A 25,486-nucleotide genomic window follows, 5' to 3' on the forward strand; every position below is an offset into this window, starting at 1 on the left:
TTCTCCTCCAAGATTATTTATTATATTTTTTTTCAATATCAGTTATAAGATTTACGCGTCTTTCATGACGGCCACCCTGAAAACTGGCTGAGAAAAATGCGTCCAGAATGCTTTTTGCCAGTTCATTTCCCACAACTCTTGCACCCATGGCAATAATATTTGCATTGTTGTGCTCTACGCTTAATCTTGCAGAATAAGGTTCGGAACAGACTGCTGCACGGATACCCGGTACCTTATTTGCTGAAAGAGAAATACCTATTCCAGTTCCGCATATTAAAACTGCTTTATCGATTTCTCCGGCAATAAGGCTTTCTGCCACTTCTTGACCTTTTAAAGGATAATCAACTTTTTCTTCCGGATTTTTTGAACCGAAATCAACACATTCGTATCCTTTCTCAGACATATATTTTAATAGCTCATCTTTTAATTCTACTGCTGCATGATCACAGCCAAAACCTATTTTCATGAAAAACGTCCTTTCTTAAATTAATTTTAAAAACAGTTGACAAAGCATTATAACATAGATAAGAACATTATAAAACAAGCTTTTTATTTTTAACATAAAAATAATAGAAAAAAACATCTTTAAAAAACTGATTAATATTATCAATAAGCAATATAAGCCTTTCATTGACATGTTCGTTAGAAAGATGTTAATATCAGACTGGTTAGAGGTGACTAATCGTTTCCAAAAACACCTAGGGTGCATTTTAGGAGCTATGTCTAAGATATTTGCAATCCCCTTTGCAGATTTTGTAAATAGTTTTTGATTTGTTTGTGTTTTGCGTATATAATAGGTAATGTGTCTAAAGTAATAGGACAGACATAAAAGATTTTTTAAAGAAAAAGCTGGCCTTAAATGGAAAGCAAAGGTCTTTTACATAGTATGGAGGAAACAGGGAAAAATGAAAAAATTATTATACCTTTTAATTATTTTAGTATGTCTTACAGTAAGCGGATGCTCTTTAAATGGTCAAAAAGAAAAAAATTCTGAGGGAAGTGTATCTGATAATGTAAACAAATCCCAAAATGATGATTCAAATGAAAATGATACCCAGCCGGTTAGTCAGGAAATTTTTGCAATGGATACCTATATGACAGTTACCGCATATGGTAAAAATGCAAAAAAGGCCGTTGATGATGCCGCAAAGGAGATAGAACGCCTTGACAAGCTTCTTTCCACAGGCAGTGATGACAGCGAAATTGCAAAGATAAATAAAAACAGCAAAGGAGTAGTCTCTGACGATACGGCATATTTATTAAATTATTCGCTGGAATTATATAAAATGACAAATCATATATTTGATATATCCATTTATCCCGTAATGTGTGAATGGGGATTTCCAACAAAAGACTTTAAAGTACCGGATAAAGATACTTTAAATAATCTTTTGAATCTGGTGGATGCTTCCTCTATTAACTTTGATTCTGAAAGCAATACATTAAGTTTTGCAAAAGAAAACATGGAAATTGACCTGGGAGGTATTGCAAAGGGTTATACCTCAGGAAGGATTATGCAGATTTTTAAGGAAGACGGTGTGGAAAGCGGACTGGTAAGCCTTGGAGGAAATGTTCATTTATGCGGAAAAAAGACAGACGGAAGTAACTGGAGGGTTGGAATAGAAAATCCTTCAAAGGACGGAAGCTATCTTGGAGTATTAGAAGCAGCAGATACAGCGGTAATAACCTCCGGAGGATACGAAAGATACTTTGAAAAAGACGGTGTAGTTTATCACCATATCATTGATCCGGCTACGGGATACCCTGCCAATTCAGGGCTGACATCTGTCAGCATTATCAGCAGGGATGGCACTTTGGCAGACGGACTTTCAACTTCCGTATTTATAATGGGACTTGATAAGGGAATAGAATTTTGGAAAGAACATAAAAATGACTTTGATATGGTTCTTTTTACAGATGACAAAAAACTATATGTAACAGAGCCCATAGCGGATGCTTTTACCTCTGACTTTGAGATAAATGTTATAAAAGCAGATTAAAACTGATTTGGGAATAATATTAAGAAAGGAGTAAGAAAAAATGAAAGATAGGATTAAACTTATCCTGCAACTGTTTCCGGCTTTTATCCTGGCAACTTGTGCCGCAGTTACGGTATATAACTGGAAAGCGCCTAAACTTCCGGACATACCAAAGGTATTGGCAGAAACCACCAAAGAAGAAGATGGTGGTAAAGTGGAAAAATTAAGTCTTACAAAAGGAAATTTTGATTTGGAAGATGGAACCTATGAAGGGACAGCTACCGGCTATAAGGGAGAAGTAGCAGTATCAGTAGATGTAAAGGATAAAAGTATAACAGCCATAAATATTAAAAGTTATGCAGATGATGATGCATTTTTTAACAGGGCAAAAAAAGTTATAGATGAAATGATTTTGGCACAGTCCTTTGATGTAGATGTGGTAAGTGGTGCCACCTATAGTTCCAATGGTATCATTGATGCCACAAAAAATGCTCTTACAGGAGAAAAGGGAAGCCAGGTTGCAGCAGGAGCAGTTACAGCTACTGCCAGTGTTGAAAAGGTGGCTGAGGCAGCAGCTTATAAGGATGGTAGCTATTATGGAAGCGGAAAAGGTTTTAGAGGAACCACAAAAGTTTTAGTGACCATTCTTGAAGGGAAGATTTCCAATATAGAAATAATCAGTTATCAGGATGATGATGCTTATTTTAATAAAGCAAAAAGCCTTCTTAATAATATTATTTCAAATCAGACCACTAATGTTGATACAGTAAGCGGAGCAACCTTTAGCTCAAAGGGACTTATTGAGGCAGTAAGAGATGCTCTTTCACAGGCTGCTGTAGATGGCGGTGTTATTGATAATAATGGAGAAAATTCTGACAATAATAATCAGAATAATAATTCCAAGGATAATGACGACGACGACAAGGACTATACCTACAAAGACGGAACTTATGCCGGAAGCGCCCAGGGCTTTGGTGGAGCAGTTAGTGTGTCTGTGGTAGTTAAAAATCATCTTATAAATAAAATTAATATTACGGATTGTTCCCATGAAACGCCGGAATATTTTGAAAAAGCAAAGACTGTTACAGATGAAATTATAAAGTCTCAAAGCATAAAAGTAGATGTGGTAAGTGGAGCAACCTATAGTTCAAACGGAATTATAAATGCAGTAAAAGATGCCTTAAAAAAGGCAAGAATCAATAAAAACGATAATGACGATGATGATAATAAACCGGACAAACCAGAAAAACCGGATAAGCCGGATAAACCAGACAAACCGGATGATCCTGATATAGATGATGATGACTACACCTACAAAGATGGAACCTATGAAGGAAGTGCAAAGGGCTTTGGTGGAAATGTAAGTGTATCCGTGTTAGTTAAAAATCATCTTATTAAAAAGATAAAAGTTACTGATTCATCAGAAGAAACACCGGAATATTTTTCTAAGGCAAAAGCTGTAATAAATGAAATTATAAAATCTCAAAGCACAAAAGTAGATGTGGTAAGTGGAGCAACCTATAGTTCAAACGGAATTATAAATGCAGTAAAAGATGCCCTAAAAAAAGCAAGAATTAACAAAAATGATGATGACGATGATGATAACAAACCGGACAAACCTGATGAACCGGATAATCCACCTTCAGATGTAGTTTACCAAAACGGTACTTACGAGGGAAAAGGGACAGGTTACAATAAAAACGGTCAGATAACAGTAAGAGTTATTATAGAAAATAATAAAATATCAGCCATAAATCTTGTAAGTAATGGTGGTGATACAAAATTATTCTTTGATAAGGCCTGGAAAATCGTAGATAACATGATTGAAAAGCAGAAAGCTGAAGTTGATACGGTAAGTGGTGCTACCCTTAGTTCCAATGGAATCATTGAGGCTGTAAAAAAAGCTTTGGAAAATTCTGTAAATGGAATTAAAGTTCCTGATGAACCTGATGAGCCTGACGAACCTGAAAAACCTATAGAAGAAACTGAAACCTACTATGACGGAGTGTATGAAGGTAGTGCAACAGGATACAGCAAGTCAGCCAAAATTCAGGTTAGTGTAGAAATAGCTGGTGGAAAAATTTCAAAAATCAATCTTATTTCCATGGGACAGGAGACAAAAAGGTACTTTAACAAAGTTTGGCCCAAAATTCCTAATGCAGTAATAAGCGCTCAATCTACAAAAGTAGATGTGGTAAGTGGTGCAACCTACAGTTCAAACGGAGTAATAAATGCCATAAATGAAGCTTTAACTTTGGCTAAAAATCCGCCACAGGAAGAAAAAGAAAGCGTTTATAAAGACGGAAGTTATGATGTTACAGTCATTTGTAAGGACAAGCTTGACCAGTTTGATTACATGATACATTTAAAGGTAACCATAGAAAGTGATAGAATTACAAAGCTTGAAGCCTATGGCGATTTGTATGAAGGGGGACATGAGATATTTGAAGAAGATAATGATGCTTATTTATATGCAGCCTTAGAGGGTATAAAGGAAAATCTTTTAAACTTTAAAGATATATCAGGTCTTAAAGAGGGAGATATAGATATAGTTTCAGGTGCAAGTTATTCTTCAAATGCTTTAATAGAAGGAATTTTTACTGCCTTAAGTCAGGCTGGGAACAATAATTGATAATCATATTGAAAGGATAGATAATGAAATCGTTTTTTATAAAACTTAGCAATCTGATTTTGGTTGTAGTGATTTTGCTGGTATATAACAATATTGTTGGAGGATATTATGCAAATTATGAAGTAAAAGCAGCTAAGATTAAGGCAAAAATAGAAGCTATTGAAAAAGAAAATTCATCAAAATCTTCCTATACTGATGGAAATTATCAGGGAAAAGGAAGCGGTTTTGGAGGAGATATAGTAGTAGAGGTTGTAATTAAAAAGGGAAAAATTTCAAAAATCAATGTATTATCCCATGATAATGAAGATGATGCCTACTACAATATGGCAAGTGATGTAATATCAGACATTTATGAAGCTCAATCTGCAGATGTAGATACTATAAGTGGGGCCACCTTTAGTTCAACGGGTATTATAGAAGCGACTAAAGATGCTCTAAGTAAGGCGGTGTAATTTTGGATAGCAGTATCAAAAATCCAAAGGGAAATTTTTTAAAAAAACTGAAAAAAAAGAAAGCTAAAATAATAAGATTTATAATTCAGATAGTATTTTTTGTAACCATGCCATCAGCTTTTACATCTGCTTTTTCCGGAGTAAAATACATTTTTAACAGTCTCGGTGCAGGACAAAAGCTGGAAATAACCTCATTTTTACTGGCGCTTATTGCCCTTTGTGCCTACACAGTAGTTTTTGGAAGATTTTTTTGCGGATATGCCTGTGCATTTGGAAGTTTTGGAGATTACTTATATGAAATTGGACAGTTCGTATCAAAAAAAATAAAAATAAAACTTCCACAGATACCTTTAAAAATAAGAAAAGCATTGGATTATTTAAAATATGTCATATTAATAGCAATTTGTGCATTATGTTTTTTAAAACTATATGATAATCTAAGAGGCTATAGTCCCTGGGATGTTTTTTCAATGATAACTGCCGGGAATTTTAAGCTTAAAGCCTATATTTTAGGAATTATACTACTTGTTTTAATAATAATTGGGATGATATTGCAAGAAAGATTTTTTTGCAGATTTATTTGTCCTATGGGAGCCGTATTTTCACTGCTTCCGGCTATGCCTGTAACTGCTCTTTTAAGAGATAGACAAAATTGCAGGAAGGGTTGTAAGGCGTGTTTAAAAAAATGCCCTATAGATCTTGAAATAAGTGATATTAAAGAAAAAAATGTTAATGCAGGCTGCATTCAATGTCAAAAATGCGTCAACATTTGTCCAAAGTCAAATATAAAAAGCCTGATACCTTTTATTAAGGGCAATGAATTGTGGTGGCTGATTTCGAGAGCAGCGGTTTTAATGGCCTTGTTAATGGCAGCAGGCATCTGATTAAAATTAAATAAGTATAATTTGGAACCAGTTATTTTACTTTAAGGTAATGTAATTGGTTCTTTTGTTTGAACGCAGTGTAAGCAATTCCCCGCTTTAAAAGCGTAAGCTTTAAGTGGGGGTATAAGCTTACTAGTGTCAGAAGGGGTTAAAGCCCCTTCTGACAGGTGGCACAAAGTGCAACTGCGTTCATGAGGAAGTAGCGAAGCGGATTCCGAATGTCCGCTTTACAAATTTAAACAAAGTCTAAATATAAACTTAAAAAGTATAAAAAAACAGATTTTATATGAAATATAGTACCATTGTACCAAAAATTGTGATATATTACATTCAACAGATTGCGGAAAATATTTTTTAGAAAGGCGAGTGAAATAATATGAACAAAAATATTTTGAAAAAAATTAAGTCAAAAGCTGCTTTATTTATGGCAATGGTTTTGTCCCTTACATGTGTACCTGCAGGTGTGTGGGCATCAGAGTATTTTGAATTGAATGATGGAAATACAGAGGTATTTTTGATGAAATATGAGGGATGGTATGCCGATTATGGTGTTACCTATACCTATAACGGTGATGAAATTACTCCGGATGTAATGGTTTTGTATAGTAATTCAGATTTAACAGCTGATGAAGATGATAGAGAATTAGCCTTAGGTGAAGATTATGATGTTACCTATGAGGATAATGTAGAAGTTGGAACAGCCACAGTTACTGTATCAGGTATCGGAGATTACCAGGGTGATGTTACATCAAGTTTTGAAATAGTTGCAGCCAATTTAAGTGATTTAGATTTGGCATATGAATTAGAAAAATCTACATATACATATACAGGAAAAGCTATAAAGCCTGAATTTGAGTATATATGTTATGAAAATGAAAATGGAAATGAAATCGAGTTAGTAGAGGATATAGATTATACTCTCAGTTATAAGAACAACACCAATGCCGGTACAGCTACTGTTACAATTAAAGGTAAAGGAAATTACACCGGAAGTAAGAGCGTTTCATTTAAGATTACAAAAGCAAGTCTTAAAAAGGCAAGTGTAAACTTAAAAGCAGTAAATAATAATATACAGGTTAGTTACAAGGCTGTAACAAATGCTAACAATTATACAATACAGCAATATAAGGGTAAAAAATGGTCTAATGTTACTACAACAAGTAAGACTTCTTATACAATTAAAAATGCCAATGGAACTGTAAAGGTAAGAGTAATAGCTAATCCGAAAAACAGTAATTATCAAGCTTCAACATCTGATTCAAAATCAGTTACAGTGCTTTCTAAAGTTACATCTGTAAAAGCAAAGGCTCTTAAGGGCAAAAAAATAAATGTAACCTTTGTTAAAAACAATAGTGCATCAGGATATGAAGTTACTTACGAATATCAGGTAACTAAAACGAAAAAAGTAAAAGGCAAAACTAAAAAAGTAAAAGAGAAAGTAACAAAAACGGTAGTAATTAAGAAAAATACAAATTCAGTTACTTTAACAAATCTTACTAAAGGAACTACTTATAGTGTTAAGGTAAGAAGCTATACAACTGTTAATAAGAAGAAAGTATATTCTGCTTATTCAAGTGTTGTAAAGGTAAAAGCTTCAAAATAGAAAAACTAGGATAAGAAGATTAACATAGTTTTAATTCCCCGGTTTATTTCAGATAAAGAAATTGCCGGGGAATTTTCTGTCATATTATTGTATTAACTATAAATAAATATGATATAATAAAAAAGAATGAATTTTTTTAAGGCAAAAAAAGAATATTATTACAAATTTAATAGGAGGTAGAATGAATTATGTTATTGGATAGAACTTTTGATGTATAAGAAGAAAATAGATGGGTTAATTGTTAAAAAGGGATAAAAACAAGGATGATGTATGATGAAAACATTGTTAAGAAATCAAGAGATAAAGGGTAAATTTTTTGAACTGATTGCAGAAAAAAGTGGTATTGTCACCTGGAGATATGATCCTCATTATTTTACTATTTATATAGACGATTTCGACTATTGTAGTGCTAACGAAGTTTTACATATGGGTAAAATAATAGAAGATGTACCCTATTCCATTTTAGACTATATTGATAAAGATTCCAGAGAAGCTTTTTTGGAGCTGTATGATGATATTTTTGAAGGCAAGGAAATGACAAGCAGGGTTCTCTGGCTTAATAAGGAGCTTGTAGGTGAAAGAATCTGCAAGAGAGTTACCTATTACACCGTTTTGGATATGGATGGAAATCCTTCAATGTCCTACGGTTTTAGTGTAAATATTACTTCTGAAATAAAAAAGAATTTTAAATTGAACAATATTTTAACCAGTATGGATATAAATCCAAGCTCCATGTTAAAATATTGCCTTAATCTTACTAAGAATGAATGTGAAGAAGGTCATTTTTCAAATAAGTATCTTGAAGATAATATTAAAACCACTTCAGTTACGGAATTTTTAGAAAGTATTCGAAACATGATTTATTACAAGGATGAAACAGAAGTTGCCAAAAGAGTATTATGTGAAGAATATCTTTTAAGGAAATTTGAATCCGGTCAAACGGAGGTGTTATTTAATTTTCACATAGAAAATGCCAATAAAATGATAAGATGGGTGACTATTTTCATAAATCTTCAAAGAAAAGTCTTTAATGATGAAGTAAGTGCATATATCTATATTGAGGATACAAATGACAAGAAAATAACGGATAATATTTTAAAACACATTTCTAACGAAGCATTTGATTATGTAGCAATCCTTGACTGTGTATCCTCTACTTTGGAATACAAAATAAAAAGCAAGGATTTTGAAGAGGTTGTAAAGGAAGATGTTTTACAAGGAGAAGATATAAATAAATGTTTGGAGTATTTTGAACCGGTTTCTGAAGATGCAATCAGAGTCAAAAAAGAAATTAGTGTTGAAAAAGTAACAGAACATTTAAATAAATTTGGAAAATATTTATTTACCTTTACCATTATTAAAGACGGACAATTGTTTAAAAAACAGATACAATACAGTTATCTTGATAAAAAACGAAATATTTTATTAATTATCGGTTCTGATATTACTTCAGCTTTTATAGAAGAAAAAAAACATGAGGAAGAATTAAAAAACGCTCTAAGTCAGGCTAAAAAGGCTACACAGATGAAAACGGATTTTATTTCCAATGTCAGTCATGACATGAGAACTCCTTTAAATGGAATCATCGGTTATACCCAGCTTGCTTTAGAGGAGGAGAATCCAGATGTTTTAAAGGATTATATAGTGAAAATAAAAAGATCTGGAGAAAATCTTTTAAGGCTTATTAATGATACTTTGGATTTTTCAAAGATAGAAAGGGGAACAGAAGATTTTAAGCCTGTTGATGCCGATTTAAAAGAGGTGCTTGATGGAATAATCAATACCATTATGCCTCAGATGGAGTCAAAAAATATTGAATTTGTTTTTGAACATAATGAAAAATTTGAGGAAAACTGTGTGATTTTAGATGTTTTAAGATTTGAAAAAATCATCTTGAATGTTTTGTCCAATTCCGTTAAATTTACAGAGGATGGTGGAAAAATAATCTTTAGGTTTTTTTATGAAAAAGAGAGGGATATGTTAAAAAGCCACATAGAAATCATAGATAATGGCGTGGGTATTTCAAAGGAATTTTTGCCAAATATATTTGAACCTTATACCCAGGAAAGAACCGGGAAAACCGCTACTATAGGTGGATCCGGTCTAGGTCTTTCCATTGTAAAAAAACTTGTACAGCTACAAAAAGGTTCTATAAAAGTAGAAAGCAAATTAGAAAAGGGAACGAAGTTTACAATTGAGTATCCTATGAAAATATCCTCAAAAACCATTGAAGCTCATAAAGAATCAAAAGTTGATAATAGAGTAAAAATACTTTTTGGAAAAAGAATACTTTTATGTGAAGACAATCCTATTAATGCTGAAATTGCCACAATTATGCTGAAAAAAAACGGTATGCATGTTACTTCTGCCAATAATGGAAAAGAGGGTGTGGAAATTTTGGAAAATTCCAAAGAAGGCTACTATGATTTGGTTTTAATGGATCTTAGGATGCCTGTAATGAACGGATTTGAGGCCACTAAGGCCATCAGATATTTTAAAAGAAAAGATATTAAAAATATTCCAATAATTGCCATGACAGCAGATGCATATGATAAAGATGTGGAAAAATGTATTAAAGCCGGTATGAATGATCATTTGGGAAAACCAATAGACATTAATAAGCTTTTGGAAAAGTTAAAAAAACATCTTTAAAAAAATTTGTTTTTTAATCTGATTTTAATCTTCCTTAAAAGATGCTTTTAGAAAGCATTGCTATTATATATCCATCAACAACACGAAAACAAAATTTTAAAAAAGAAAGAGGTATGTATGATGGAACAGTTTGAAAAAGTTGAAAAATTAAGAGAAAGAGCAAATGTAACCTATGAAGAAGCTAAGGCAGCTTTGGAACAATGCAATTGGGATATTTTAGATGCCATGGTTTTTCTTGAAAAGGAAGGAAAAGCCAAAGGCCCTAAAAAAGAAAGCTACACCACAGACTTTAATAAACATGACGAATACTGGGATGTTAAAGAAAAAATCGAATATCAAAACAGAAGAGCAAGTGAAGGTGTAGGATGTAAAATGGGAAGATTATTTAGAAAAATATGTAAATTTGGTAAGGAAAACTTTCTTGAAGTTACCCGTCATGGAGAAGAAATTCTTAAAGTGCCGGTTTGGCTTTTTGCAGTAGCTTTGTTATTTGGATGGCACTTAATATTTTTAATCATGGTTATTTCATTATTCTTTGACTGCCACTATTCATTTGTGGGAAAGGAAGATCTTGAAAAGGTTAATGAAGTAATGGGAAAGGCTAATGATATAGCTGACAAAGTTAAAGACGAATACAACAAACTTTAATTTAGAAATTTTTGAAAAAAATATCTGTTAAGTACCGGATGAAGGTTAAAATATCCCTTATAGGCTTGCTTTTTAAGATAGAAAAAGATATCTTAAGAAACTATAAGGGATGTTTTTTCTTTATTATCTTAAAAAAAGAAAGAAGAAAGACATAAAATAATAAAGGAGTGTAAAATGCAATATCATATTTTAATAGTAGAAGATGAGGAAAAACTTGCAAGATTTATAGAACTGGAGCTTATGCACGAATCCTATATCGTAACCAAGACTTTTGACGGGAGAAGTGCATATTCTTTGATAATGGAAAATGATTATGATCTTATTCTTCTTGATATAATGCTTCCCGGATTAAATGGATTAGAGGTTTTAAGACGCGTCCAGCATGATAAGCCTGAAGGAAGCCTGCCACCGGTTATCCTTTTAACTGCCAGGGATGCGGTTATGGACAAGGTTACAGGTCTTGACGCAGGGGCAGCAGATTATATTACAAAACCCTTTGCCATAGAAGAATTATTGGCAAGAATAAGAGTTGTTTTAAAACTCTATGGAAAATTACATAATACTAATAAAATAGAAGAAACTGCTAAAGATGATGGGGAACTTTTATGGGATAAACTGGTTTTAAACGAAAAAAAACACGAAGTAAAATTTGACGGCCAGGAAATCACACTTACCAATAGGGAATTTATGATGTTAAAAACCCTTCTTGAAAATATGGATATTGTTTTGTCAAGAGATACTCTTTTAGAAAAGGTCTGTGGCTACGACTATATTGGCGAAACCAATGTTGTGGATGTGTATATAAGGTTTTTAAGAAGCAAGATAGATGAAACTTTTGGTGTAAAAATGATTCACACCGTAAGAGGTGTGGGTTATGTTATCAAATCAGGAAGTTAGGAAAGATTATGACTAATAAAAGCGGAGATAAAAAAATGCGCTCCATTGTTGGCAGACTGCACAGGCATTGGGCATTTAAAAGATTTTTTATGTATCTTTTTACAGATATACTGTTTTTCTTTATTATTTTGGGCTTATGGCTTGCCAACCAGGAATTAATGAAAAACAAGGGGGGTTTTGATAATTTAAAAAGGGGGGTTGTTCTGGTTGAAAAATCCGTAAAAGAATATGATAATCCCCTTGAAAGTATTGATGTTAAGAGCTTTAAAAAGACTGATAATTCAAAAGAATTTTCAATTTCTAATCTGGTATATTATGTAAAGGATTTTAAGGGAAAAATAATCTATGCAACTTACCTGTATTATCCGGTCTTTTTTCTGGCATCAGTGGTTTTAGGTATTTTTATAATACAGCTTATTCTGGCTCTTTTGGGATTTAACAAAGAAGGCAAAAAAATCAGAAATATTCTTAAACCTATAAATGAAATGGCATTAAAAATTGATGAAATATCAAAACTTACTTTTTCAGATGAAAAATACCAGAAAATTGAGGAGGCAATTGCAAATATTAAGCCGACAGATTCAGATGAAATATCATTTCATGATGAAGATTTAGAAGGAATAGAGGCAGCTATGAACAATCTTCTTATTAGAATGAGAGACAGCTACAAGCAGCAGGCGAGATTTGTAAATGATGCTTCTCACGAGCTTAGAACTCCTATAGCCGTTATCGAAGGTTATGTAAATATGCTTGACAGGTGGGGCAAAGAGGATGAAAGTGTTCTTGATGAGTCTATAAATGCCATAAAGCATGAATCTAAGCATATGAAAACTTTAGTTGAGCAGCTGTTATTTCTGGCAAGGGGAGATAGCGGAAGAAACAGGCTTAATTTTGAAGAAATGTCTTTAAATAATCTGATGGAAGAAATATATGAAGAATCGGTTCTTATTGATGAGGAACATATTTATCATTATTTTAAGCCAAAGGAGGAATATACAATAAAAGCCGACCCTACCATGCTTAAGCAGGCGGTAAGAATACTTACGGATAATGCTGCCAAATATACAAATAAAGGTGACGAAATTATATTTGCCTTGGGAAATGACGAGGAAAATAACACCTATATAATGGTTCAGGATTCCGGAATCGGTATGGCAGAAAATGATGTGGAGCACATGTTTGAAAGATTTTTCAGGTCTGATGAAGCAAGAAATTATTCCGGAACGGGACTGGGACTTTCCATTGCAAAATGGATAATTGACAAGCATAAAGGACATTTTGAAATTCTTTCAAGAGAAGGACTTGGAACAAGAATAAAAATAGTTTTTTAATGATGTTATAAAAGCAAACTGATGTTTGACTTTGCTTAATCAATATGATATCATTGTTTTGTCAGACGAACATACATTTAACTGTTAAACCCTTTCTTAATTGGGAAAGGGTTATTTTTAAATAATACAGACAATTATGAAAATTTCATTCTTTGAGTCAGCTTATATATACAGGAGGTATTTGTTTTGCAGTTTGAAGATAAAAAGTTTAAACTTCATTCTTCTTATAAACCTACAGGGGACCAGCCAAGAGCTATTGAAGAACTGGTAAGGGGGTTTAAAGAAGGAAATCAGTTTCAGACTCTTTTGGGGGTTACAGGTTCCGGAAAGACCTTTACTATGGCTAATATTATAGAGCAGATTCAAAAGCCTACACTTATTATTTCTCATAATAAAACTCTGGCAGGTCAGCTTTATTCGGAATTTAAAGAGTTTTTCCCTGAAAATGCAGTTGAATACTTTGTCTCTTATTATGATTATTATCAGCCGGAAGCCTATGTACCCTCTACTGATACTTACATTGCAAAGGATTCTTCCATTAACGAAGAAATAGATAAATTAAGGCTTTCAGCCACGGCTTCCCTTATAGAAAGAAAAGATGTTATCATTATTTCCAGTGTTTCTTGTATTTATGGCCTAGGTTCACCTATAGACTACGAAAAAATGATGGTATCACTTCGTCCCGGCATGATTATTGACAGAGATGATGTTATAAAAAAACTGGTAGACATTCAATATACCAGAAGTGATATGGATTTTTCTCGTGGAACCTTCAGAGTAAGGGGAGATGTTGTGGAGATTATTCCTGCCAATTATTCTGAAACTGCCTACAGAATAGAATTTTTCGGAGATGAAATCGAAAAAATAACCCAGATTGATGTACTTACAGGGGAGATTAAATGTCTTTTAACCCATGTTGCCATATTCCCTGCCTCCCACTATGTTGTAGAACAGGAAAAGATAAACAAGGCAGTAGTAGAAATAGAAAAAGAGATGGAGGAACAGGTTAGATTTTTTAAATCAGAGGATAAATTAATTGAGGCTCAAAGAATTGCAGAACGCACAAACTTTGATATGGAAATGCTTAAGGAAACCGGCTTTTGCTCCGGAATAGAAAATTACTCCAGACATCTTACCGGTATGAAAAAAGGCCAGCCGCCTGCTACTCTTATCGACTATTTTCCGGATGATTTTCTTATTATAGTGGATGAATCCCACATAACAATCCCTCAGGTAGGGGGAATGTATGCCGGTGACCGCTCCAGAAAAACTACTCTGGTAGATTTTGGTTTCAGGCTTCCTTCGGCTCTTGATAACAGACCTTTGAATTTTGAAGAATTTGAAGGAAAAATCGACCAGATGCTTTTTGTTTCCGCAACTCCTTCAAAATACGAAAAAGAACATGAGCTTTTAAGAGCCGAGCAGATTATTCGCCCTACAGGTTTACTGGATCCGGATATAGATGTAAGACCTGTAAAAGGACAGATTGATGACCTTTTAGGGGAGATAAATAAAGAAACAGCAAAACACAATAAAATACTTATAACCACTCTTACCAAAAAAATGGCAGAAGATTTAACGGATTACCTGACAGAGGCAGGAATCAGGGTAAAATATCTGCATTCTGATATAGATACCCTTGAAAGAGCCGAGATAATAAGGGATATGCGACTGGATGTTTTTGATGTATTGGTGGGTATAAATTTACTTAGAGAAGGTCTTGATATTCCGGAAATTACCCTGGTTATTATTTTGGATGCTGATAAAGAAGGATTTCTTCGTTCCGAGACTTCACTTATACAGACAGTTGGAAGAGCTGCAAGAAACAGTGAAGGGCATGTTATCATGTATGCCGATACAATTACTGACTCCATGAAAGCAGCCATTGATGAAACCAAACGCCGTAGGAAGCTTCAAAAAGCCTATAATGATGCTCATGGTATCACACCGACCACCATTAAAAAATCCGTAAGGGATTTAATTAGTATCTCCAAAAAAGTTGCAAAAGAGGAATACAAATTTAAAAAGGATCCTGAAAGTATGGATGCAGACGAACTTAAGAAATTGATTAAAGACATTGAAAAACAGATGAAAAAAGCAGCAGCTAATCTGGATTTTGAAAATGCCGCTATGCTTAGGGATAAGATGATAGAACTTAAGAAAAATCTTTTGGATTGTGAAAAGGAAAAATAAAAAATATTCAGATTATTTGACAGGAAAGAGAAAATGATAGAAAGAGATAAAAGAAGATTTATAAAAATAAAAGGGGCAAAAGAGCATAATCTTAAAAATATAGATGTGGATATACCAAGGGATGAATTTGTTGTGCTGACAGGTCTTAGCGGTTCCGGAAAGTCTTCTTTGGCTTTTGACACGGTTTATGCAGAAGGCCAAAGAAGATATATGGAATCCCTTTCTTCCTACGCCAGAATGTTTCTTGGAAGAATGGAAAAACCGGATGTTGAAAAAATAGAAGGTCTTTCGCCGGCGGTTTCCATTGACCAGAAGTCCACAAACAGAAATCCCCGATCTACAGTAGGGACAGTTACTGAAATCTATGATTATTTAAGACTTTTATATGCAAGAATCGGTATACCCCATTGTCCAAAATGCAAAAAAGAAATTAAAAAGCAGACAGTTGATGAAATGGTAGACCAGGTTATGGCACTTCCCGAAAGGACCAAAATTCAGGTTTTATCTCCTGTTGTCAGAGGAAGAAAAGGTACCCATGTTAAGCTTTTAGAACAGGCGAAAAAAAGTGGTTATGTCAGAGTCATGGCAGATGGGGACATGTATGAACTAAGTGAAGAAATAACTCTGGATAAAAACAAAAAACATAATATTGAGATAGTAATAGACAGACTTGTTATAAAAGAAGGCCTGGAAAAGCGTCTTACGGATTCTTTGGAAAATGCCTTGAAATTATCAGGCGGCATGGCTATTGTGGATGTCATAGGAAAAGAAGCTATAAACTTTAGTCAAAATTTTGCCTGCAATGACTGTGGTATAAGCATTGACGAAGTAGAACCAAGAAGCTTTTCCTTTAATAATCCCTTCGGGGCTTGCCCTGAGTGTTATGGCTTAGGTTATAAGATGGAATTTGATGAAGATCTTATGATTCCGGACAAATCCTTAAGTATTATGGAGGGCTGCATTGTTGTTCTTGGATGGCAGTCTTGTAATGATAAAAAAAGCTATACCTATAGTACTTTGAAAGCCTTGTCTGATGAATATGGTTTTAGTCTTGAAACTCCTTTTAAGGATTATCCAAAGGATATTCATGACATACTTATCTATGGAACAAACGGAAAAAAAGTTGAGGTACATTATAAGGGACAGAGAGGCCAGGGAGTATATGACATAGCCTTTGAGGGGCTTATTGCAAATGTCAACAGAAGATACAGGGAAACTGCTTCTGATGCCACTAAGCAGGAGTATGAGACTTATATGCGAATTACTCCTTGTAAATGCTGTAACGGACAGCGTTTAAAAAAAGAGTCTCTGGCTGTTACAATAGCGGATAAAAATATTTATGAAATGACAGAATTATCTGTTAATAATCTCTATGAATTTTTGAATGATTTAAAGCTTACTAAACAGCAGCTTTTTATCGGTGAACAAATTTTAAAAGAAATAAAAGCCAGAATAAAATTCCTTTTGGATGTGGGACTGGATTATCTTTCTCTTTCAAGAGCCACAGGAACCCTATCAGGAGGAGAAGCCCAGCGTATAAGACTTGCAACCCAGATTGGATCAGGTCTTGTGGGAGTGGTATATATTCTCGACGAACCAAGTATAGGCCTTCACCAAAGGGATAATGAAAAGCTTTTAAATACCTTAAAATCCCTTAAGGATTTGGGAAATACCCTTATTGTGGTGGAACATGATGAAGATACCATGTTTGCAGCGGACAATATTATAGATATAGGCCCGGGAGCAGGTTCTCATGGTGGAAAACTAGTGGCTCAGGGAACTGCTTATGAAATCATGGAAAATCCTGATTCCATTACAGGTGCTTATTTAAGTGGAAAACTCTTTGTACCTATTCCTGAAACAAGAAGAATTCCTAATGGATGGTTAAAAATAAAAGGTGCTAAGGAAAATAATCTTAAAGATATAGATGTGGATATTCCTTTAAAGGTTTTTACCTGTGTAACAGGGGTTTCCGGCTCTGGAAAAAGCTCTTTAATTAATGAAATATTGTATAAATCTTTAGCTAAAAAACTTAACAGGTCAAGATATATACCGGGAAATCACAAAGAAATAGAAGGAATAGAACAGCTTGACAAAGTAATAAACATAGACCAGTCACCTATTGGAAGAACTCCCCGTTCCAATCCTGCTACTTACACCGGAGTGTTTGATACCATTAGAAATCTCTTTGCCCAGACAGTTGATGCAAAATCAAGAGGATACGGAAAAGGAAGATTTAGTTTTAATGTGAAGGGTGGACGATGTGAGGCCTGCAGTGGAGACGGTATTATAAAGATAGAAATGCATTTTTTGCCTGATGTATATGTTCCTTGTGAGGTATGCCATGGAAAACGCTATAACAGGGAGACCTTAGAAGTAAAATACAAGGGTAAAAGCATTTATGATGTCCTTGACATGACAGTGGAAGAAGCTTTGAAATTCTTTGAAAATGTTCCGCTGTTACATAGAAAGATACAGACTCTTTACGATGTAGGACTTTCCTACATAAAATTAGGGCAGCCTTCCACCCAGCTTTCAGGTGGTGAAGCCCAAAGAATTAAGTTGGCCAGCGAGTTAAGTAAAAGAAGTACCGGAAATACAATTTACATTCTGGATGAGCCTACTACCGGCTTACATTTTGATGATGTAAACAAACTTGTAACCATACTACAAAGACTTACCCAACAGGGAAATACCGTAGTAGTAATAGAACACAATCTTGATGTTATAAAAAATGCCGACTACATTATAGACATGGGACCTGAAGGCGGTGACGGTGGAGGATGTGTAATAGCAAAGGGTACTCCGGAAGAAGTTTCTAAAGTTAAAAAGTCCTATACAGGATACTTTATAGATAAGATTTTAAAAAAGGCAGGTAGAAAATAATTGAAAATCTGGATATGCAGACACGGACAAACCAATCTGAATAAGAAAGAACTTATGCAGGGAAGGGTGGATGAACCTTTAAATGAAACCGGCATAAACCAGGCTAAAAAAGCCAGAAAACTTATAGGAGATATAAAGTTTGATGCAGTTTATGCCAGTCCTTTAAAAAGAGCACTCCTTACAGCTTCCATTATTGGAAATGTAGATATAAAGGATATCATTGTAGATGACAGGATTATTGAGACGGACTTTGGAAAATATGATTTGAAAAATTATCATAAAATGGGAGTAGCCATGACTTTATATTGGGCATTACCTGAAATATTTCCTGCTCCGGATACTGTTGAGACGGTTTCTTCCATGGTTAAAAGAAGTCATTCTTTTTTAAAAGAACTGGAAAAAAAGGAATATGACAATGTTCTAGTCGTTTGCCATGGCGGGATAATAAGAGCCTTATGCGGATATCTGGAAGATAAAAAAAATAAAATAAAATGGCGTCCAAAGCCAAAAAATTGTGAAATAAGGGTTTATTCATCTAAAAAGGGAAAGCATGACTTCTTAAAATCTTACAAAGAAAAGTAACAAAAATGCTCTAAACTTAGGCCATAAGTTTAGAGCATTTATTATAAGTATAAACTAAGTGAGCAAAATAAAGTAAGGATCCCCGGATAATTTAATTTTATATCACTAAATTATATAGGATTATCGGTAAGTAAGTTACTTCGTAAAAAATGATTTTTATACAAAAAAAAACCGCTTACGCGGATAATCTTTGGGGAGTGCAAGCTAGACACCTACGTGCCTAACTTGCTGAGTTATGAAAAACTATATTAGCTTGCTAGCTAGTACTCCTACAATATAAATGGTAATAATGATATAAATATGTCGAAAAAATAAAAAAAATATAAAAAGTACAGAATGAACCTGATAAGGTGCCAAATCTGCACAAGTAACAAAAAATCAGGGAAATGTGGCAAAGACATAATCATTTTTGATAAAGATTAAAAAAAACTTTAAAATTATTTAAGATTTGTATATAATTATGTATTATAGACTCTTTATGAAGATTTATATAAAAAAGCAGGTCTAAAAAAGCTAATTGACCTGAAAAGCCCGACAAAAAACAGGCTTTTTATCAATTGGAAAAAATAAAATACATAATAAGAAGAAACGGGAAATATATTATTCCCGGTGTCCAGAAAGGGGAACAAAATGTTAGCACCGGATATTGGAATCGATTTAGGTACAGCGAGTATTTTAGTTTATATAAAAGGCAAGGGCGTAGTATTAAAAGAACCCTCAGTAGTAGCCTTTGACAGAGACACGAATAAGATAAGAGCTATTGGAGAAGAAGCAAGACTTATGCTTGGTAGAACTCCGGGAAATATAGTAGCGGTAAGACCACTTCGTCAGGGAGTTATTTCTGACTATACTGTTACTGAAAAAATGTTAAGACATTTTATTCAAAAAGCAGTAGGAAAAAGAAGCTTTAGAAAGCCGCGTATCAGTGTATGCGTACCAAGTGGAGTTACTGAAGTAGAAAAGAAAGCAGTTGAGGATGCTACCTACCAGGCAGGAGCCAGAGAGGTAATGATTATAGAAGAGCCTATAGCAGCTGCCATAGGAGCAGGTATTGATATAGTAAAACCTTGTGGAAATATGATTGTAGATATAGGTGGAGGTACTACAGATATTGCAGTTATATCTCTTGGAGGTACAGTAGTCAGCACCTCTATAAAGATAGCAGGAGACGATTTTGATGAGGCTATAGTTCGTTATATGCGTAAAAAACATAATCTCCTTATAGGTGAAAGAACCGCAGAAAATATTAAAATTAAAATTGGGTCTTGTTTTCCACGCGCAGAAGCCGATACATTAGATGTAAGAGGACGTAATCTTGTCACAGGACTTCCGAAAACTGTTACTGTTAGTTCAGAAGAGACAGAGGAAGCTTTAAGAGAATCCACATTACAGATTGTTGAATCTGTTCATAGTGTATTGGAAAAAACACCTCCGGAACTTGCAGCAGATGTTGCAGACAGAGGAATTGTTCTAACCGGTGGTGGAGCTTTACTTAGAGGTTTGGAAGAATTAATAGAATCAAAAACAGGTATTAATACCATAACAGCTGATGATCCTATGACTTGTGTTGCAATTGGAACAGGTAAGTGCGTTGAATTCTTATTCGGCGGCGGAGCCCATGAAGAAAGAAAATAAAAACAGATTTTAACAAGTCTTTGATTTAAAGGGAGAACGGCATATGGTAAAGGGACTATATACAGCATACACCGGAATGATTTATCAGATGAAAAAAATGGATGTATTAACCAATAATCTGGCTAATGCAGATACTACAGGTTTTAAAAAGGAGGGAACCACTCAAATTGCTTTTGATGAGGTTCTTGCCGTTAAGATAAAGGATTCATCTGATTATAATCTGGCTAAAGGTATTGGAGATATCAGTCTGGGAACAAAGATAGGTCAGACCTATAGAGATTATTCTCAGGGAGCTTATGAAGTTACGGACAATACCTATGATTTAGCTATAGATGGAAATGGATTTTTTGCTGTGTCCTTTACAAACAAAGCAGGACAGTCATCAATTAAATACACCCGTGACGGTGCGTTCACACTTACAAAAGAAGGTTATTTGGTTACAAAAGACGGTGATTTCGTACTAAACCGTGATGCAGCGCTTTCTTCTAATGGAAATGTTGTAAATGGCATTCCACAAGGGGCTATTCGTCTTGATACGGCTTTAGATACAACCATAGAATCATCGGGAGAAATTTATCAAAATGGAAATCTTGTTGGAACTATTGGACTTATAGATTTTGCTGATTATAATTATCTGGAAAAATACGGAGAAAATATGTATCAGCCGGTGGCAGGTGCTACAGTTATCGATTCCAATGCCAGAATTGATCAGGGAAATCTGGAAAGATCAAATATTAATGTTGTTTCTGAAATGGTAGATATGATTCAGCTTACAAGAGCCTATGAAACAAATCAAAAGGTAATAACCACCATTGACGAGACCCTTGATAAAGCTGTTAATTCAGTTGGAGCATTATAATAACAAGATGATAATATGAAAAGTAAGTTGAAATAGTTAAGCCTTGAATAATTCTTTTTATTCAAAGCCAGGAGGTGGTATTTATGATGAGAGCACTTTGGTCTGCAGCATCAGGAATGATTTCACAGCAGACAAATGTAGATACAATATCAAATAATATAGCTAATGTTAATACAGTAGGATATAAAACAGAAAAAGCAGAGTTTAAATCACTTTTATATCAAACCATACAATCGCCAACTACTACTGCAAACGGCGCCAGAAAGCCAATTGATGCCCAGGTGGGGTTAGGCTCAAGGACTGCGTCCATAACATCCTATTTTACCCAGGGTTCTTTAATCGACTCAGAAAATGATACTGCATTTGCTATTGAAGGAAGAGGATTCTTTGCAATAAGAGGCGAGAATGGAGAAACTTATTATACCAGAAATGGAAACTTTGGACTTGCAGTGGGAAATCAGGGGATGCTTCTTACCGATTCAGATGGACATCCTGTACTTGACACTCAGGGAAATATAATAAGTTTTCCGGCAGATATGAAATCCAGCGCATTGGTTGCTGACAGGGACGGTTCATTTTATCTGAAAAATAATGATGGCAGTATTACAGATTTAAATATACAAATCGGTCTTTTCCAGTTTAGTAATCCGGCAGGATTAAAGAAATTACCGGGAACTATATATGAAGTAACAGATGCTTCGGGAGAAGCCATGAACGAAGCTACAACACCGGGACTTATTATAAGTTCCATAAAACAGGGCTATCTCGAAAATTCCAATGTTCAGGTAGCTGACGAAATGGTAAATCTTATAGTTGCCCAAAGAGCTTATGAGATGAACTCAAAAGCTATTCAGGCAGCAGATGATATGTTAAATACAGCAAATAATCTTAGAAGATAGGAGGTATTTAAATGGACTCAATAAGCAGTTTATTAGGTAATGTAACAAACACTATAGAAAACGCCTCCAATACTTCTTTGTCAAACACTTTATCAAAGGATTTGTCAAAGTCTAAAGACGATGAGCTAATGGGTGCATGCAGAGGGTTTGAAGCTTATTTTTTGGAGCAGATTTTTAAAGAAATGGAAAAAAGTATTCCAAGAAGTGAAGAAACTTCCACATATGCATCATCACTGTATGACTATTCAAAGGATAGTCTGATTAAAGAATACTCAAACCTTGCAGCAAAACAAAACAGTCTTGGACTGGCACAGACCCTTTATCAGCAAATGAAAAGAAATTATGACGTATAATAATTCAATAAGTGGATATATAGAACATATAGTTTTCAGAAATGATGAGAACGGATATACTGTTTGTAAAATTTTAGATGATAATGATGAACAGTCGACATTGGTCGGCTGTTTTTCCTATATCAGTGAGGGAGAGTATATTATTGCAAAAGGAGAATACATAAAGCATCAGATATATGGTGATCAGTTTAGAATGGATTCTTATGAAATTGCAGTACCCGCCACTGAAACAGCCCTTTTGAAATACTTAGGCTCAGGAGCTGTAAAAGGCATCGGGCCCACTCTTGCCAAAAGAATAGTGGATAAATTTAAGGAAGATACCTTAAGAATCTTAGAAGAAGAACCGGAGTGTCTGGCAAAAGTTAAGGGAATCAGTAACAGAATGGCGGCAGATATCTCAAGTCAGTTTTGTGAGCGTTTCGGATTAAGAAGAGCCATGATTTTTTTGGGAGAATATGGCATATCCATGAATCTTGCTACAAAAATCTACGACAAATACCAGGATGGCATATACAAAATAATAAAAGAAAACCCTTATAAAATAGCTGATGACATATCAGGTGTGGGTTTTAGGACGGTAGATGAAATTGCTAAAAAATCAGGCATAAAAACAGACTCAGATTACAGGATAAGAAGCGGATTGATATATACCTTATCTTTGGCAAGTCTGGATGGACATACCTGTTTACCAAAAACACTACTTGTCTCAAAGGCTGAGGAAATATTGGGGGTTTTGGGGGAAGAAATAGAAAGATGCATAATGGACCTTGCCATAGACAGAAAAGTAATAATAAAAACATTTGATGAAGACCAGGCAGTATTTCTTTCAAAATATTATCACATGGAACAGGCCATAGCTTCCAATTTGCTGGCTTTAAATGCCAATTATGACATAGACAAAAAGCAGATGAAAAAGATAATAGAATATGCACAAAAAGAGTCAGATATTGTCCTTGACGAGGATCAACTTGCAGCAGTTGAGGCGGCATTTTCCTACGAGGTATTAATAATAACCGGCGGCCCTGGAACAGGAAAAACCACCACTATAAATACCATAATAGGTTGCTTTGAAAGAATGAGCCTTGATATAGTTTTGGCGGCACCTACAGGCAGGGCAGCTAAAAGAATGAATGAAGCCACGAAAAAAGAGGCAAAAACCATACACAGAATGCTGGAATTATCAGGAGGAATAGAAGACAATGCCAGCAGGGAGAATTTTGGCAGGAATGAAGAATATCCGATAGAGGCAGATGTAATAATAATAGATGAGATGTCCATGGTGGATATTCCCCTTATGAATGCAATTTTAAAGGCAACAGCCAAAGGCACAAGGCTGATATTTACAGGAGATGCAAACCAGCTTCCTTCTGTGGGTCCTGGAAGCGTACTAAAAGATTTAATTGCTTCAAAAGCCTTTAAAGTAATTACCTTAAAAAAGATATTCAGACAGGCGATGGAAAGTGATATTGTCATAAATGCTCATAAAATAAACGAGTCAGAGGAAATAGTTCTTGATAATAAAAGCAAGGATTTCTTTTTCTTAAAAAGATACAATGCCGATGTAATAATAAGTGTAATGCTTCAGCTTTTACTAAACAAATTGCCAAAATATGTAGAGGCAGAGCCCTTTGACATACAGATATTATCCCCTATGAGAAAGGGTGTTTTGGGAGTGGACAGATTAAACCAGGTCTTGCAAGAATACCTTAATCCTCTTGAAGATAATAAAAAACAAAAAGAATATAACGGTAAAATCTTCAGAGAAGGTGATAAGGTGATGCAGATAAAAAATAATTATCAGCTGGAGTGGGAGATAAAAGGTAAATACAATATCCCGGTGGAATCAGGCATGGGGATTTTTAACGGTGATATGGGAATTATAAAGGAAATCAACGAATTCGCAGGAGAGATGCTTATAGAGTTTGATGATAAAAAAGAAGTATCCTATAGTTTTAAAAACCTTAATGAAATAGAACATGCTTATGCTATAACTATTCACAAATCCCAGGGAAGTGAGTATCCGGCGGTAATTATACCATTATTAAACGGACCCAGGATGCTTATGAACAGAAATTTGATTTATACTGCCATAACCAGGGCAAAACGCTGTGTAATTTTAGTGGGAGATGAAAATGTTTTTTACGACATGGTAGATAATGTCAGTGAAAAACATAGATACAGCGGTTTAAAGGATAGAATAACAGAGATAAAATCAATAGAAAATTTTAATTGATTATTTATTAATGTTTTAGAAAAATTTGTCAGATTATAAAGAATCATTTGTTAGGATAGAAAGGAAGTTGTGAAATTTTAAAGAACATTTTATTCCCCAAAACCTGTACCATGTGTGGAAAAGTTTTGGAAAATGAACTTTATGTGTGTAAAAACTGCAAAAGAGAAATTGAATATGTTGAAGAACCGGTTTGCAAAAAATGCGGTAAACAATTAATTTCTTCAGATGAAGAGTATTGTAGTGATTGTAAAAAATATAATCACGAATTTATTCAGCAAAAGGCTGTTTTTACCTATAAGGGGGCCGTCAGAGAATCAATATATAAATATAAGTATAAAAATCAGAGATTTTTTGCCGATTTCTATATATATGAAGTAATGAATTTGTATGGCAGGTGGATAGAAAGCTTAAGGGTAGATGTTATTATACCTATCCCTGTTCATGAAGACAGACGAAGAAAACGAGGTTTTAACCAGACAGAAAAAATCGCTTTTGGGCTGGGAAAGAAACTGTCGATTCCTGTCAGAAATGACTTACTGTTCAGAAATAAAAAAACTATTGCTCAAAAAGAGTTAAATTATCTGGAACGCAGAAAAAATATGAAATCAGCATTTGAGGTATATGATGAAGCATGTTATTATACCAGGGTACTTTTGCTAGATGACATATACACTACCGGTGCAACTATGGATGAAGCATCCCAGGCACTAAAAAAATTTGGAATAAAGAAGATATTTTGTTTATCAATCTGTATTGGTAACATATAAA

The 25,486-nt window shown here is 34.3% G+C and carries 19 protein-coding genes; 18 read left to right on the forward strand and 1 reads right to left on the reverse strand.

The genetic code is table 11. From position 1 onward, the window contains the following. Positions 1 to 13 precede the first annotated feature (13 nt). Positions 14 to 466: a ribose 5-phosphate isomerase B gene (gene rpiB / locus BM153_RS07745; protein WP_092872424.1), complete on the reverse strand. Its 453-nt coding sequence runs from the start codon at positions 464 to 466 to the stop codon at positions 14 to 16. A gap of 439 nt (positions 467 to 905) precedes the next feature. Here rpiB and BM153_RS07750 point away from each other — a divergent pair, with 439 nt between their 5' ends. From BM153_RS07750 to BM153_RS07835, 18 genes are all read left to right on the forward strand, one after another. Continuing rightward, entirely contained in the window at positions 906 to 2,000 is a 1,095-nt protein-coding gene (locus BM153_RS07750; RefSeq protein ID WP_092872426.1) for an FAD:protein FMN transferase, read from the forward strand. Between the two features lie 40 nt (positions 2,001 to 2,040). Then, positions 2,041 to 4,611 (forward strand): FMN-binding protein, encoded by a 2,571-nt coding sequence (locus BM153_RS07755; protein WP_092872428.1) that lies wholly within the window; start codon positions 2,041 to 2,043, stop codon positions 4,609 to 4,611. 23 nt (positions 4,612 to 4,634) lie between these two features. Then, complete coding sequence (locus tag BM153_RS07760; RefSeq protein WP_092872430.1) at positions 4,635 to 5,063, forward strand: FMN-binding protein; 429 nt, start codon at positions 4,635 to 4,637, stop codon at positions 5,061 to 5,063. Positions 5,064 to 5,065: 2 nt separating this feature from the next. Beyond that, on the forward strand, positions 5,066 to 5,947 hold the full coding sequence (locus BM153_RS07765) for a 4Fe-4S binding protein (protein ID WP_242949094.1): 882 nt from the start codon (positions 5,066 to 5,068) through the stop codon (positions 5,945 to 5,947). 376 nt (positions 5,948 to 6,323) lie between these two features. Next, positions 6,324 to 7,550 carry a fibronectin type III domain-containing protein gene (locus tag BM153_RS07770; protein WP_092872432.1) on the forward strand — a complete coding sequence of 409 codons (1,227 nt, stop codon included), beginning with the start codon at positions 6,324 to 6,326 and terminating at the stop codon, positions 7,548 to 7,550. Positions 7,551 to 7,820: 270 nt separating this feature from the next. Beyond that, positions 7,821 to 10,202 (forward strand): hybrid sensor histidine kinase/response regulator, encoded by a 2,382-nt coding sequence (locus tag BM153_RS07775; protein WP_092872434.1) that lies wholly within the window; start codon positions 7,821 to 7,823, stop codon positions 10,200 to 10,202. Positions 10,203 to 10,319: 117 nt separating this feature from the next. Continuing rightward, on the forward strand, positions 10,320 to 10,850 hold the full coding sequence (locus tag BM153_RS07780; RefSeq protein ID WP_092872436.1) for a UBA domain-containing protein: 531 nt from the start codon (positions 10,320 to 10,322) through the stop codon (positions 10,848 to 10,850). A gap of 174 nt (positions 10,851 to 11,024) precedes the next feature. After that, the gene (locus BM153_RS07785; protein ID WP_092872438.1) at positions 11,025 to 11,747 is read left to right on the forward strand and encodes a response regulator transcription factor; all 723 of its coding nucleotides are present in this window, start codon (positions 11,025 to 11,027) and stop codon (positions 11,745 to 11,747) included. Positions 11,748 to 11,755: 8 nt separating this feature from the next. Next, positions 11,756 to 13,078: a sensor histidine kinase gene (locus tag BM153_RS07790; protein WP_092872440.1), complete on the forward strand. Its 1,323-nt coding sequence runs from the start codon at positions 11,756 to 11,758 to the stop codon at positions 13,076 to 13,078. 186 nt (positions 13,079 to 13,264) lie between these two features. After that, positions 13,265 to 15,271, forward strand: a complete 2,007-nt coding sequence (uvrB, locus tag BM153_RS07795; RefSeq protein ID WP_092872442.1) for an excinuclease ABC subunit UvrB — start codon at positions 13,265 to 13,267, stop codon at positions 15,269 to 15,271. Positions 15,272 to 15,304: 33 nt separating this feature from the next. After that, positions 15,305 to 18,157 carry an excinuclease ABC subunit UvrA gene (gene uvrA / locus BM153_RS07800; RefSeq protein ID WP_092872444.1) on the forward strand — a complete coding sequence of 951 codons (2,853 nt, stop codon included), beginning with the start codon at positions 15,305 to 15,307 and terminating at the stop codon, positions 18,155 to 18,157. Further along, positions 18,158 to 18,739: a histidine phosphatase family protein gene (locus BM153_RS07805; RefSeq protein WP_092872446.1), complete on the forward strand. Its 582-nt coding sequence runs from the start codon at positions 18,158 to 18,160 to the stop codon at positions 18,737 to 18,739. It begins immediately after the preceding gene. A 630-nt stretch (positions 18,740 to 19,369) separates the two neighbouring features. Further along, positions 19,370 to 20,374, forward strand: a complete 1,005-nt coding sequence (gene mreB, locus BM153_RS07810; protein ID WP_092872448.1) for a rod shape-determining protein — start codon at positions 19,370 to 19,372, stop codon at positions 20,372 to 20,374. Positions 20,375 to 20,417: 43 nt separating this feature from the next. Continuing rightward, on the forward strand, positions 20,418 to 21,233 hold the full coding sequence (locus tag BM153_RS07815) for a flagellar hook-basal body protein (protein ID WP_092872450.1): 816 nt from the start codon (positions 20,418 to 20,420) through the stop codon (positions 21,231 to 21,233). A gap of 83 nt (positions 21,234 to 21,316) precedes the next feature. After that, positions 21,317 to 22,132, forward strand: coding sequence for a flagellar hook-basal body protein (locus BM153_RS07820; protein ID WP_092872452.1), 816 nt, complete (start codon positions 21,317 to 21,319; stop codon positions 22,130 to 22,132). Positions 22,133 to 22,143: 11 nt separating this feature from the next. Beyond that, the gene (locus tag BM153_RS07825) at positions 22,144 to 22,485 is read left to right on the forward strand and encodes a rod-binding protein (RefSeq protein WP_092872454.1); all 342 of its coding nucleotides are present in this window, start codon (positions 22,144 to 22,146) and stop codon (positions 22,483 to 22,485) included. Beyond that, positions 22,475 to 24,718: an SF1B family DNA helicase RecD2 gene (gene recD2 / locus BM153_RS07830; RefSeq protein ID WP_092872456.1), complete on the forward strand. Its 2,244-nt coding sequence runs from the start codon at positions 22,475 to 22,477 to the stop codon at positions 24,716 to 24,718. Before BM153_RS07825 ends, recD2 begins: the two co-directional genes overlap by 11 nt. 86 nt (positions 24,719 to 24,804) lie before the next feature. Then, positions 24,805 to 25,485 (forward strand): ComF family protein, encoded by a 681-nt coding sequence (locus tag BM153_RS07835; RefSeq protein WP_278278332.1) that lies wholly within the window; start codon positions 24,805 to 24,807, stop codon positions 25,483 to 25,485. Position 25,486: the final 1 nt, after the last annotated feature.

It is taken from the genome of Acetitomaculum ruminis DSM 5522 (assembly GCF_900112085.1).
GTDB lineage: Bacteria > Bacillota > Clostridia > Lachnospirales > Lachnospiraceae > Acetitomaculum > Acetitomaculum ruminis.